This is a genomic window from Streptomyces sp. NPDC006314, from assembly GCF_040613075.1.
In the GTDB taxonomy this organism is placed as follows: domain Bacteria; phylum Actinomycetota; class Actinomycetes; order Streptomycetales; family Streptomycetaceae; genus Streptomyces.
In genome coordinates, this window is sequence record NZ_JBEXRL010000002.1 from 1 (window position 1) to 13,254 (window position 13,254).

10 protein-coding genes are annotated in these 13,254 nt (G+C 69.6%); 7 read left to right on the forward strand and 3 right to left on the reverse strand.

All coding sequences use genetic code 11. The annotated features are described in order from the left end of the window. From ABZ079_RS03120 to ABZ079_RS03140, 5 genes are all read left to right on the forward strand, one after another. The coding region (locus ABZ079_RS03120; RefSeq protein WP_356937662.1) for an iron-containing alcohol dehydrogenase family protein at nt 1-919 on the forward strand (919 nt) is incomplete at its 5' end. Nucleotides 920-1,106: 187 nt separating this feature from the next. Further along, entirely contained in the window at nt 1,107-1,427 is a 321-nt protein-coding gene (rplU, locus tag ABZ079_RS03125; protein WP_030653874.1) for a 50S ribosomal protein L21, read from the forward strand. A gap of 14 nt (nt 1,428-1,441) precedes the next feature. Beyond that, a complete protein-coding gene (rpmA, locus tag ABZ079_RS03130) occupies nt 1,442-1,696 on the forward strand; it encodes a 50S ribosomal protein L27 (RefSeq protein WP_023550764.1) in 255 nt (84 codons plus the stop codon). Nucleotides 1,697-1,812: 116 nt separating this feature from the next. Then, nucleotides 1,813-3,258, forward strand: coding sequence for a GTPase ObgE (gene obgE, locus ABZ079_RS03135; RefSeq protein ID WP_356937663.1), 1,446 nt, complete (start codon nt 1,813-1,815; stop codon nt 3,256-3,258). 180 nt (nt 3,259-3,438) lie between these two features. Beyond that, entirely contained in the window at nt 3,439-4,575 is a 1,137-nt protein-coding gene (locus ABZ079_RS03140; protein ID WP_356937664.1) for a glycosyltransferase, read from the forward strand. A gap of 71 nt (nt 4,576-4,646) precedes the next feature. On the opposite strand, the gene ABZ079_RS03145 is transcribed toward ABZ079_RS03140, so the two are convergent. Next, nucleotides 4,647-8,207, reverse strand: coding sequence for a bifunctional glycosyltransferase family 2 protein/CDP-glycerol:glycerophosphate glycerophosphotransferase (locus ABZ079_RS03145; protein ID WP_356937665.1), 3,561 nt, complete (start codon nt 8,205-8,207; stop codon nt 4,647-4,649). Nucleotides 8,208-8,230: 23 nt separating this feature from the next. After that, the gene (locus tag ABZ079_RS03150) at nt 8,231-10,462 is read right to left on the reverse strand and encodes a bifunctional glycosyltransferase family 2 protein/CDP-glycerol:glycerophosphate glycerophosphotransferase (protein WP_356937666.1); all 2,232 of its coding nucleotides are present in this window, start codon (nt 10,460-10,462) and stop codon (nt 8,231-8,233) included. A gap of 337 nt (nt 10,463-10,799) precedes the next feature. Between ABZ079_RS03150 and galE the strand changes: the two genes are divergently transcribed. Continuing rightward, nucleotides 10,800-11,771: a UDP-glucose 4-epimerase GalE gene (gene galE, locus ABZ079_RS03155; protein ID WP_356937667.1), complete on the forward strand. Its 972-nt coding sequence runs from the start codon at nt 10,800-10,802 to the stop codon at nt 11,769-11,771. An 88-nt stretch (nt 11,772-11,859) separates the two neighbouring features. On the opposite strand, the gene ABZ079_RS03160 is transcribed toward galE, so the two are convergent. Beyond that, nucleotides 11,860-12,588 (reverse strand): L,D-transpeptidase family protein, encoded by a 729-nt coding sequence (locus ABZ079_RS03160; RefSeq protein WP_356937668.1) that lies wholly within the window; start codon nt 12,586-12,588, stop codon nt 11,860-11,862. Between the two features lie 150 nt (nt 12,589-12,738). Here ABZ079_RS03160 and ABZ079_RS03165 point away from each other — a divergent pair, with 150 nt between their 5' ends. Beyond that, complete coding sequence (locus ABZ079_RS03165) at nt 12,739-13,023, forward strand: hypothetical protein (protein ID WP_356937669.1); 285 nt, start codon at nt 12,739-12,741, stop codon at nt 13,021-13,023. Nucleotides 13,024-13,254 lie beyond the last annotated feature (231 nt).

Genomic DNA, 13,254 nt, shown 5'->3' on the forward strand with positions numbered 1-13,254 from the left:
CGCCAGGCTGCGTGAGCGCCTCGCGCCCTCGCTGCCCGGGGCGACCTGGTACGAGGTGGGCGGCGGCACCCTGGACGACGCGGTCCGGCTGGCCGACGCCATGAAGTCCGGCCGCTACGACGCGGTCGTGGGCCTGGGCGGCGGCAAGGTCATCGACTGCGCGAAGTACTCCGCGGCGCGCATCGGCCTGCCCATGGTCGCCGTCGCCACCAACCTCTCCCACGACGGCATCTGCTCGCCCGTCTCCATCCTGGACAACGACGCGGGCCGCGGCTCCTACGGTGTGCCGACCCCCATCGCCCTCCTCATCGACCTGGACGTGATCCGCGAGGCGCCGATACGTTTCGTGCGCGCCGGCATCGGTGACGCCCTGTCCAACATCTCCGCGGTCGCGGACTGGGAGCTGGCCAATCGCGTCAACGGAGAACAGATCGACGGTCTGGCCGCCGCCATGGCGCGCCAGGCGGGCCAGGCCGTGTTGCGGCATCCGGGCGGATGCGGCGACGACGGGTTCCTGACCGTGCTGTCCGAGGGGCTCGTGCTCTCGGGCATCGCCATGTCGATCGCCGGACACACCCGCCCCTCCTCCGGCGCCTGCCACGAGATCAGCCACGCGCTCGACCTGCTGTACCCCAGGCGCGCCGCCGCCCACGGTGAGCAGGTGGGGCTGGGTGCCGCCTTCGCGATGCATCTGCGGGGCGACGAGGAGGGCTCCCTCCTGACGGCCGAGGCGCTCCGCCGGCACGGGCTGCCGGTGGTGGCGGAGGAGATCGGATTCAGCGACGACGAGTTCGTCCGCGCCGTGGAGTTCGCCCCGGAGACCCGGCCCGGTCGCTACACCATCCTGGAACACCTCGACCTGTCGCCGAAGGGCATCAGGAGGGCGTACGCGGCCTACACGGCCACGGTCGCCGGCTGAGCCCGGCCCGGTTTGACCCCTAGGGTCCGGGCCCGTAACCTTGACCGTCGGCGTGTCCACTGAACATGCCACATCCCCGTAAACCTCTTCCTCCCGGGCACACGGTTGGCCGGGAGAGGTCGTCCGCGTTGTTTCTGGGCGGCTGGCCTGCGGGGGTGCCGTTTCTTCGAGCGAAAGAGAGATCCGCGTGTACGCCATCGTGCGCAGCGGTGGTCGCCAGCACAAGGTTGCTGTCGGCGACATCGTTGAGGTTGACAAGATTTCCACTGCCAAGGTTGGCGACACGGTCGAGCTCTCGACCCTGCTCGTTGTCGACGGCGACTCCGTGACCAGCGACCCGTGGGTGCTGGCCGGCATCAAGGTCCAGGCCGAGGTCGTGGACCACCACAAGGGCCAGAAGATCGACATTCTGCGCTACAAGAACAAGACCGGCTACCGCCGTCGGCAGGGCCACCGCCAGCAGTACACGGCGATCAAGGTCACGTCGATCCCCGCGGCTGCGAAGTAAGGGACTGAGGAGAAATGGCACACAAGAAGGGCGCATCGTCCACCCGGAACGGTCGCGACTCCAATGCCCAGCGGCTCGGCGTGAAGCGCTTCGGCGGTCAGGTCGTGAACGCGGGTGAGATCCTGGTCCGCCAGCGCGGCACCCACTTCCACCCCGGCGCCGGTGTCGGCCGTGGCGGCGACGACACGCTGTTCGCCCTGCAGGCCGGTGCGGTGGAGTTCGGTACCCACCGTGGCCGCAAGGTCGTGAACATCGTTCCGGTCGCCTGAATCACCTGATTCGGCATCGAACGCTTTCGCGAGGCGGACCTCACTTCCCGGTCGGGAAGGCGGGTCCGCCTTTCGCGTGTTAAGAGAGAAACACCCGTACTTTCTGGAGGCACTGAATGACCACCTTCGTGGACCGCGTCGAGCTGCATGTCGCCGCGGGTAACGGAGGTCACGGCTGTGCCTCCGTCCACCGCGAGAAGTTCAAGCCGCTCGGCGGCCCGGACGGCGGCAACGGCGGGCGTGGCGGTGACGTCATCCTGACCGTCGACCAGTCGGTGACCACGCTTCTCGACTACCACCACTCCCCGCACCGCAAGGCCACCAACGGCAAGCCCGGCGAGGGCGGCAACCGCTCCGGCAAGGACGGCCAGGACCTCGTCCTGCCGGTGCCCGACGGCACGGTCGTCCTGGACAAGGCGGGCAACGTGCTCGCCGACATGGTCGGCCACGGGACGTCGTACGTCGCCGCACAGGGCGGCCGCGGCGGCCTCGGCAACGCGGCGCTGGCCTCCGCCCGCCGCAAGGCACCCGGCTTCGCGCTGCTCGGCGAGCCCGGGGACCTCCAGGACATCGTCCTGGAGCTGAAGACCGTCGCCGACGTGGCCCTGGTGGGTTACCCGAGCGCCGGCAAGTCCTCGCTGATCTCCGTGCTCAGCGCGGCCAAGCCGAAGATCGCCGACTACCCGTTCACGACGCTCGTGCCGAACCTGGGCGTGGTGACCGCCGGCTCGACCGTGTACACCGTCGCCGACGTGCCCGGCCTGATCCCCGGCGCCAGCCAGGGCAGGGGCCTCGGCCTGGAGTTCCTGCGGCACGTGGAGCGGTGCAGTGTGCTGGTGCACGTGCTGGACACCGCGACCCTGGAGTCCGACCGCGACCCCGTCTCCGACCTGGACATCATCGAGGAAGAGCTGCGGCAGTACGGCGGCCTCGACAACCGGCCCCGGATCGTCGTCCTGAACAAGGTCGACGTGCCCGACGGCAAGGACCTCGCCGAGATGGTCCGCCCCGACCTGGAGGCGCGCGGCTACCGCGTCTTCGAGGTGTCGGCCGTCGCCCACATCGGGCTGCGGGAGCTGTCCTTCGCGCTCGGCGAGCTGGTCGGCACGGCGCGTGCCGCCAAGCCGAAGGAGGAGGCGACGCGGATCGTCATCCGGCCCAAGGCCGTGGACGACGCGGGCTTCACCGTCACCCGCGAGGAGGCCGGCGGCGAGCCGCTGTTCCGAGTGCGCGGCGAGAAGCCCGAACGCTGGGTCCGCCAGACCGACTTCAACAACGACGAGGCTGTCGGCTACCTCGCCGACCGCCTCAACCGCCTCGGTGTGGAAGAGGAGTTGATGAAGGCGGGCGCCCGTTCCGGTGACGGTGTCGCCATCGGCCCGGAGGAGAACGCGGTCGTCTTCGACTGGGAGCCGACGGTCATGGCCGGCGCGGAGATGCTGGGCCGCCGAGGCGAGGACCACCGCCTGGAAGCGCCTCGGCCCGCGGCGCAACGCCGTAAGGACCGGCAGGCCGAACACGACGACGCACAGCGCGAGTTCGACGACTTCGAGCCCTTCTAGCCGCTGCGTCACGGTGGTTCGGCTGTTACAGCACCTTTACAGCACTTTGCGCCAACCGCCGTACGAGTGACATCAAGCCGACCCGGGGGCGGCGGTACGGTGACATGACGGATGAGGGTGAGGAGCGTCTGACCGGCGCTCCTCACCCCGTGTACGTCGTGTTCCATGGGGGAAAGAAATATGGGCTCCGCGCCCGGCAACCGTCCCGTCGTTTCTGTGATCGTTCCGGTCTACAACGTCGCCCGCCACCTGCCGGAATGTTTGCGATCCATAGCCGGCCAGTCGATCGGGTTCGATCGGCTGGAGATCGTCGCGGTGGACGACGGCTCCACCGACGGCAGCGGCGACCTGCTCGACGCGTGGGCGGAGCGCCACCCCGCCCGGGTCCGGGTGGTGCACCAGGAGAACTCCGGCGCGCCGGGCGGCCCGCGCAACCGGGCCATCGGGATGGCCGAGGGTGAGTTCCTGTTCTTCGCCGATCCCGACGACTATCTGGGCACCGAGGCGCTGGAACGCATGGTCGCCGCCGCCGAGCGCAACAACTCCGACGTGGTGCTGGGGAAGATCAAGGGCGTGGGGCGCAAGGCCCCGGTGACCCCGTTCCGGGCGAACGTGGACGCTGGGGACATCTTCACCTCCAAGGGCGTCTGGTCCCTCACCGCGCACAAGCTCTTCCGGCGCTCGCTGGTCGAGGAGCACGGACTGCGGTTCGCGGAGGGCATCCGGCTGGCCGAGGAACAGGTCTTCGTCGTGTCCGCCTACCTGCACGCCCGGTCGATCTCCGTGGTGTCCGACTACGACTGCTACTACCTGGTCCGCCGCGACGACTTCCCGCACCTCACGCAGGAGGTCCCGGACCCGGCCCCGTTCTACGCGAACGTCCGTGACGTGCTGAACATCGTGGTGGCGCAGGTCCCGCCCGGCGGCCGCCGCAACAAGCTGCTCTACCGGTGGCTCACCCTGGAGATCCTCGGCCGGTTCGACGGGCGCTTCGCCGACCTGCCCGAGGAGACCCGTGGTCTGCACGTGAAGCTGGCCGGGGACCTGCTGCGCGCGTACATGCCGCAGGCGCTCGTGGACCAGCTGCCGCCGCTGTCCCGGCTGCGCTGCCTGCTGATCTCCCAGGGGCTCGTCGAGGAACTCACCGCTCTCACCACGCTGGTCCCCAGACCCGAGCCGAAACCGAATCCCGACCGGCAGCCCGAGCCCGCCGCCGAACCGGCCCGGCCGGCGCCCAGGCCGCCCGGGGGGCTCGGCCGGTACACCCCCGCCAAGGTGCTCAAGGGCGTCAGACGGCGTCTGCGCCGCAGGCGTTGACGAAACTCTGCCGGACGGCGAAGGGCGGGGCCCGGAGGACACTCCTCCGGGCCCCGCCCTTTCGTGCTCGCTCAGAGCTCCTTGGCCTGCTCCAGCATCCGGTTCACGACCCGCGCCGACGCGTTGCCGTCGTCCAGGTCACAGAACAGGTGGTGGAAGCGGTCGAAGCGGTCCTGGTACTCGACGGACACCTTGTCGATGTCCCGGATCGCGTCGACCAGCTCCTTCGACGTGAAGACCAGCGGGCCGGGCGAGTCCTGCTCGAAGTCGAAGTAGAACCCGCGCAGGGTGTCCCGGTAGTGCTCCAGGTCGTAGGTGAAGAAGAGCATCGGCCGCTTCAGGTGGGCGTAGTCGAACATGACCGACGAGTAGTCCGTGATCATGATGTCGGCCGCCAGGTACAGCTCGGCGATGTCCGGGTACTCGGACACGTCCCACACGAAACCGTTGCCGGCACCGGGCACCGCGTCCACGACGTTGGAATGGCGGCGGATGAGCAGGACATGGTCGTCACCCAGACGCCGCTGCGCGTCCTCGATGTCGATCCGCAGGTCGAACAGGTACTGACCCTGGCTGTGCGCCTGGTCGTCCCGCCAGGTCGGTGCGTACAGCACGACCTTCTTGCCCTCCGGCAGACCGAGGTGCTTCTTCACCCGCTCGGCGATGGCGTCCTTGTCCGGCGAGTACAGGTAGTCGTTGCGGGGGTAACCCGCCTCCAGTATCTCCCCGTCATAGGAGAAGGCACGCTTCAGGATCGGCGTGCTGAACCGGTTGGAGGACACCACCATGCTCCACTGCTTCGCCTCCAGCGCCAGCTTCTCCTGGTAGCGGCGGTCGAAGTGCAGCGTGTCGATGTCGTGGCCGATCTTCTTCAGCATCGTGCCGTGCCAGGTCTGGACGATGACCTGGCCGGGGCGCCGCTCGATCCAGTCCGGCAGGTGGCCGTTGGTGACGATGTAGCGGCTGGAGGCCAGCGCCTCGTACCACTCGCGGCCCCACATCCGGACCCGCTCCACGCCCTCGGGCAGGACGACCTGTCCGTCGCGCACGGCCCACAGGTGCTTGAGCTGCGAGCCACGGGCCACCAGCTCCTCGTACATCGCCCGCGGGCTGTCGGAGAACTGCTTGCCGTTGTAGCTGAGGTAGAAGACCTGGTCCTTCAGCGGCTGCTGCCGCAGGGGCCCGTAGACCTCCTGGCGCAGCTGGCGCTGCCGGTACGGGCCGCGCTCCAGGTCGTCCAGCTCGGAACGGCAGTTCAGCTGCGGGAAGTCGGCCCAGCGGTTCTCCAGCCAGTAGCGGCGGCCGCCCAGTTCGGCGCGGAGCGGGAACTGTCCTGCCGCGAGGCGATCGGTGACGAAGGGGACGTCGGCGCTGCCGTCGGCCGGGCGCAGGAAGAGGTTCCAACGGCCCGCGCGCAGCGGCACGTCGCCGTTGCCGCCGAGCGTGGAGGGGTCGAAGGCGACCTCGAAGCGGCCGTCCTCGAACCAGCGCGGCTGCACGAAGCGCTCCTCGAAGCGGGCACGGGGCTTGAGCAGCAGCCGGGCACCGGTGAGCCGGGCGTCGGTGCGCGCGGTGATGGTGATCCGGCCGTCCTCCAGACCGACCCGGTCGATCACGGCCCGCCGGGTGCGGCCGGCCAGCTTCAGATAACCGTTGTGCCCGCCGATCACTGCCAGTTCACGCAGCTCGGCGTGCTCGCCCAGCGAAGCGGGCAGGTCGAACCGCCCGTCGGCCAGGCCCTCCTGCAGCACGGTGCTGAACTGGCGCTCACCGCCCTTCGGGTCCGTGGCCACCAGCACGGTGGACCAGATGCGCTTCTCCGGCTGGGCCAGGGCGTCCACACCCTCGTGGAACATCAGCGCCACGTCGGCCACCGGGACCTGGACCGAGAACCGGCGGGTGCCGCCCTCCTCGGTCACGTCGACCGGGTACTCGTGGACCTCGGCGCCCTTCTGGTTCTTCACCCGCAGTGCCACGCGCTCGCCCGCTGCCAGGGGAACCCGGATCTCGCCGGTCACGCGCAGCAGGTCGCCCTCCAGCGTCCAGCCGGTGATCAGCGCGCGGACCTTCTCGACGCGCAGCTTGAGCGCGCCGCGCTCGACCGACGGCAGCATCCGGAAGTCGGGGCTCAGCCAGCGGTACGGCGGGAAGTTGCAGGCGGCGCCGCCGCTGGACTGCACGGCGGCACGGCGCACCAGGCCGGAGGCGTACAGGCCGAGGCCCACATGCCACAGGCCCTCCTGCCATTCACCGCCCTTGCGCAGCTTCGCCGGGTCGATGGCGACCGTCCAGCCGGCCCAGTCGTAGTTGTACCGGTCCTGGCCGGAGTCGGTGGTGCGCTCGGGGGACTCCACGTTCCGGGTGGGCAGCACCATGCGGCGGCGGGACTTGTCCTTGCGCAGTTGCAGGACCTTGACGGACGAGCGCTTCGAGGGCAGGTCGATCTTGTCGATCCAGGCGTGTCCGGACAGCACCAGCTTGCCCTCGGACCAGCTGACGTCCTGCAGGGGAGCCCGCATGCGCAGGTACTGGTCGATGCGCAGCGCCTTGCGCGGGACGTCCAGGTCGGCGTCGGCCAGGGCCGGGAAGGAGGCGTACTTGCGCACCAGGCCGCTGACCTCTATGGCCTCCTTCCGCCGCTGCGACGCCAGCAGGAGGATCAGCTCGTCGAGCTGGTGCTTGCGGACCAGCAGCCACTGCACCCGCAGGTGGGTCGGCAGGGCCATGACGACCTTGGGGTCGATGTGGTCCAGGAAGCGGTTGGCCGACCGGAGGAACTCGGCGCGGTACTCCTCGTCACCGTCGGGCACCACGTTGAGGAACAGCCGCAGGTCGTCGACGAGGACCCGGGTGTCGTACTCCTGCTTGAGGCGGGCGAAGGTCTCGCCGGGCTGCCTGGCCAGGAAGTCGCTGATCTCCAGGACGGAGGTGACGCGGTCGCGCACACCCGCCGGGTCGGTACGGCGCTGCGTGATGGAGGGGGCGGACTCACCCTCGCGCAGCCGCCAGTAGTAGCAGGGCTCGGAGATCACGTCGACGGCGTCGGCGAGGTAGTGCGCCCGCATGGTGACGGGCGTGTCCTCGTACAGGCGGCCCTCGGGGAAGGCGAAGCCGTGCTTCTCCCAGAACGCCCGGCGGAACACCTTGTTGCAGGCTATTCGGTCGGCGACGAGCTTGGCGTAGTCGGCGATGTGGGTGCGCTGGCGTGCTTCGCCCGCGAGCATCCGCATCAGCGGGACCTGCCAGGTCTTCTCCCCCTTGAGGTGGAAGACGTTGCCGGTGGCGAAGTCGGAGCCGGTCTCGTCGAGGCTGCCCACCATCAGACGGTAGGCGTCCGGCGGGATGAGGTCGTCGCTGTCGACGAACGTCAGGAACTCCGCCTCGGGGGACATGTGGGAGATACCGGTGTTACGGGCGGCCCCCAGCCCTCCGTTCTCCTTGCGGATCAGCCGGAACCGCGGGTCGCGCGCCGCGTAGGACTCGGCGATCGCCGCGGAGCCGTCGGGTGAACCATCGTCCACCATCAGGACCTCGAAGTCCTGGAAGGTCTGTGCCGCCAGCGAGTCGAGACAGGCCGGCAGATAGTGCTCGACGTCGTACATGGGGACGATGACACTGAGCCGAGGGGCCATGCTTGTCGATCTCCTTCTCGGGGTCAGGCCCGCTCGACGGCTGCGAGCGCCTGGGCGGGGGTCGGTGCGTGGGAACGCTCTGCGAACGGCACGAAGGGCAACGGCCGCGTCTCGCCGAGGAAGACGCGCCGTACCACGCGTTCGGCGGCGTGCCCGTCGTCGAACTCGCAGAACCGACGGCGGAAGGCGTCGCGGCGCGCGGCCGCGTCCCGCCCGCGATACTCGTCCGATCCGAGCAGCTGGATCAGCTCGGCCTGCGAGGTGGCCACCGCGCCCGGCGACTCCTGGAGCAGGTCGAAGTAGGTGCCGCGCACGGCGGAGTAGATGTCCCAGTCAGGCGCGTAGATGATGATCGGCCGGTCCAGGACGGCGTAGTCGAACATCGCGGAGGAGTAGTCCGTGATCAGCGCGTCCGCGGCGAGATACAGCTCCTCCACCCGGGCGTGCCCCGACACGTCGACGATCCGCCCGCTGCGGCGCAGCTCGGCCACATGGGCTGAGCTGCCGTAGAAGTAGTGGCCGCGCACCAGCAGGGTCACGTCCGGCCCCAGCTCGTCGGCGAGGCGGGCGAGATCGAGGCTCGGCACGAAGCCGGGCTGGTACTCCCGGTGCGTGGGCATGTACAGGAACGCCTTGGTGCCGTCGGCGAGCCCCAGCGCCGTGCGGGCCCGGCGCACATCCTCGGACGTGCCGTTGACGAGGATGTCGTTGCGGGGGTAGCCGGTCTCCAGCGAGACATAGGAACACGGGTACACCCGCTCCCAGACGGCGGTGGAGAAGCGGTTGGAGCTGATGCTGAAGTCCCAGCGGTCGCAGCGCTCCAGGAGCTTGTCGAAGTCCATGTCCGTCGAGGCGGGGTACTTGCGCTGGTCGAGACCCATGGTCTTCAACGGAGTGCCGTGGTGGGTCTGCAGATGGACCTGGCCCTCGCGCTTGACCACGCTGTCGGCGAAGTTGACGTTGTTGACCAGGTACTTGGCGCGTGCGAGCGCGGCCCAGAACTCCTTGGAGCCGACCCGGACGTAACTCACGCCCTCGGGCACCCGGTCCACCGCGTCCGGCCGGACGGCCCAGACCCGGCGGATGTGCGGGGCGAGCCGGGCGACTTCGGCGTCGATGGCCGCCGGGTTGCAGGAGACGCTGCGGCTCCAGTAGGCGGAGAAGAGCGCCAGGTTCTCGTCGAGCGGCAGCCGGAGCTGCGACTGGTAGAAGACGCCCATCGCGCTGCGCTTGGACCGGTTGATGGCCGTGCGGGTGCGGGTCCTGACCGCCTTGCGGAGCTTCACTGCGGCGGTGGCACCGGCCATGGCGGTGTACGCGTCCTTTTCCAGCATCGCGTACTTGTGGCCGCGGCCTCCACCGGGCCGCTGGAAACCCTGGGGGAGCCGGGCGCGGTAGTCGGCGGCGGCGCGGTGGAAGAACTCCGCCCGCGCGTCCGCCGGCAGGCGGTCGGGCCGCTCCAGGATGGTCAGGAAGTGGTCGACCATCTTGCGGAACAGCGGCTCCCGCCACTTGGCGAGTTCCGGGTGGGCGTCGAGGTGGTCGAAGACGCGGCGGTACTGGTCGAAGACGTCGAAGTGCTTGCGGCTGACCGTCTTCAGGATGTTTCCGCCCTCGCGGCGCTGGCGGTACATCACGCAGACCCGGTTCAGCACCGCGATGCGCTCGGCACTGATCATGGAGCAGAACGTCCAGGGGGCGTCCTCGTAGTAACCGGGCGGGAAGGTGAGGTCGTTCCGGGTGACGAAGTCCCGGCGGTAGGCCTTGTTCCAGACGATCTGCAGCAGGTTCAGCAGCTGCGGCCGCTCGGAGAGCGGGAACACTTCCGGGCCGTCGGGCTGGAGCAGTTCGGCGCGCTGGTTGGGGCGGACCCGGCCGTCCCAGTAGCTGCGGGCGTAGTCGTAGACGAGTATCTCGGGGTCCCCGGCGGCTTCCAGCCGCTCGGATATCGCCCGCAGCGCGCCGTCCGTCAAGGTGTCGTCGCTGTCCAGGAACAGTATGTAGTCGCCCTGGGCCTTCTCCATGCCCGCGTTGCGCGCGCGTCCCAGCCCCACGTTCTCCGTGAGGTGAATCACGTGAATGCGTGGGTCACGTTCCGCGTATTCGTCGAGAATGGCGCCCGAACCGTCCGGCGAGCAGTCGTCGACCGCGATGACCTCGAAGTCCGTGTAGTCCTGCCCGAGCACCGAGTCCAGGCACTCGGTGAGGTAGCCCTGCACCTTGTAGGCAGGGATGACGAGAGAGAGTCTGGGCATCCTTACAACCTGTTCCGAGACTGATCACGAGAGCGTGGGCCGAGGCCAGAGCACGCTCCGCCCGCCGGCGGGCCTGCAGCGCGCCGTCGCATCAGCGTAAGGGATTCACTTGAAGTTTCCGTGAGCAAGGTAGCCGGGCGGTCGGGTCACGGAACAGTCGCAGAGACCATACCTCTGCTCCCTCGGGACATTCTTCCATCCGGACCGGCGGAGCAGCTTCCCCCTCATCGCCATCCCTGAGAGTTTTCGCCGCAGTTGTCCGGAATGGCCCGACTCGATTTTCCGCAGCCCATGAACGAGTCTGCTGTCCACTGACGGAGACCTAGGAGGCACGGGAATGAGCTGGCTGGTCACGGGCGGCGCCGGGTACATCGGTGCGCATGTGGTGCGCGCCATGACGGAGAACGGCGAGCACGTGGTCGTGTACGACGACCTGTCGACCGGCAGCGCCGACCGGGTGCCCAGTGGTGTCCCGCTGGTCGTGGGCAGCGTGCTGGACCAGGCTCTCCTGGAGCGGACGATTCGTGACCATGCCGTGACGGGTGTGGTGCACATCGCAGCCAAGAAGCAGGTGGGGGAGTCGGTGGAGCGGCCGCTCCATTACTACCGCGAGAACGTCACCGGTCTGCAGACCCTGCTGGAGGCGATGGCCGCCACCGGTGTCGGCCGGATCGTCTTCTCCTCGTCCGCCGCCGTCTACGGCATGCCGGACGTCGACCTCGTGACCGAGGACACCCCCTGCGCCCCCATGAGCCCCTACGGCGAGACGAAACTGATCGGCGAGTGGCTGATCGACGCCGCCGCCAAGGCCCACGGCATCCGGGCCGTGTCCCTGCGCTATTTCAACGTGGCCGGTGCGGCCGCCCCGGAGCTGTCCGACGCGGGTGTCTTCAACCTCATCCCCATGGTGTTCGAGCGGCTCGAGGCCGGCGAGGCGCCCCGGATCTTCGGCGACGACTACACGACGCCGGACGGCACCTGCGTACGTGACTACATTCACGTCCAGGACATCGCCTCCGCCCACCAGGCGGCCGCGGCACGTCTGCGTGAGGCCCCGGAGGGAACCTCCCTGGTGCTCAACATCGGCCGGGGCGAGGGCAGCTCGGTCCGGCAGATGGTGGACCGCATCCTGAAGGTGACCGGCAACGAGCACCTGGCGCCCGAGGTGACCGGCCGCCGCCCCGGAGACCCGGCGAGGGTGGTCGCATCGGCGGACCGCATCCACACGGAACTGGGCTGGACCGCTCGCCTCGGCCTGGACGACATGATCGAGTCCGCCTGGCTGGGGTGGCGTCACCGGCACGCCTGAGCGACGGGCCGCGGCAGCGGGCCGCCGACTCGGCCTGCGGCCGCCGGGCTTTCAGCGCCGGCCTGCTCCTGCCTTGCCGTGTGCCCCGTCAGGCCTTCAACTCCGCGCTGTCCCCCATCACCACGACGGGGCGCAGCTTGGGGTCGAGGGTGCGCAGCAGGTACCGCATCGCCGACTCGGACTGGCTCACACACGCCGACGTGCCGCTGCCGTGGTCCATGTGCAGCCAGATGCCGCCGCCCTTCGACTGCCCCTGCGGCCGGGTCGGGTCATTGGGCGCAGTGCCCTTGACGCGGTTGTAGTCGATGGCGATGACGTAGTCGAAGTCGTGCCAGTACGCCTTCTTCCAGTACCGGGGGGCCTGGAAGGCCGCGGACCGGGTGTACGGCAGCTTGGCCCCCGGCGCGGCGAGCACACCGCCCGCGTCGCTCAGCGTGAACACTCCCACCGGGCTGCGCAGGTCCCCCTCGTGATGGTCCGTCGTCCAGCCCTTCCGCCCGTTGTGCGCCGGCCAGGAACGCTCCTGCTTCCAGACGGAGCCGTGCTTGGTGAAGAGAGCGACGGTGGAGTCGGGGGAGTTCCTGCCCGCGCCGTACACGGCGACCACCTGGCGGGAGTCGGCCGGTACGCGTCGCCACAACCGGTCCCCGACGCCGGGTACGCGCTTCAGCACGGTCTTCCGCGGCTGGGCGTCGTCGGCCCGGTCGCGCGCGGCGGCGGTCCCGTGGTCCGAAACGCCGCACGCCGCGAGCGACATCACCAACAGCCCACCGCAGACCCCGCCCAGGGCGGCCCGTGTCGAACCTCGTTTCCGCATGGGATCCATGGTCGCAGACCACCGAACGAACGCGTGTCGCCCTGCCGCGGTCTCAGACCAGTACGTCCGTGCGGCAGATGCGGCCTTCTTGCGCGCGTCCCTGCCGGAGGTCTGGGAAGCGAGGTCGCGAAGCTCGCCGTCTCCCCGGCCGTGGCCAAGCGGAGCGAGCGCTTCACGTGCGACGAGCTGAACCGGCTCGCCCATGCGTGGACCACCGAGGCCGTCGGCGGTTGCTCGGGCGCGGCCACGCCGGACCCGGGGAGCGGCCTCGACCCGTACGGACCAGTCCTACGCGGCGACGACCTCGGCAACCTGATGTCCGGCCCTGGGGCCGCCCTCACCCTGGTCGTGTCGGGGTACGGCCGCATGCCGGTGTACGCGTTCGGCCGCGCTCTGACGGGCTGGGCCCGGCGGGACGCCGTCGCGGAGGACTGATCCGCCGCCGGGACGCCACCGTCCCGAGGGCCGGAAACGGCTTCGGGAAACGCAGCACGATCGGGCTTCCGGAGCGGCTCGGGCCCGGTCCCACCGCCGCGCTCCTCCTCGTGGCCATCGTCGCCTCGGCAGCCCGCCGACGCCGGTCCGCGTGCTGGACGAATGGGCGGGATCCGCTGCTCTTCGCGTAGATTGCCGTCGAGAGAGCCGACTGGCGAATGGGCGTGTTGC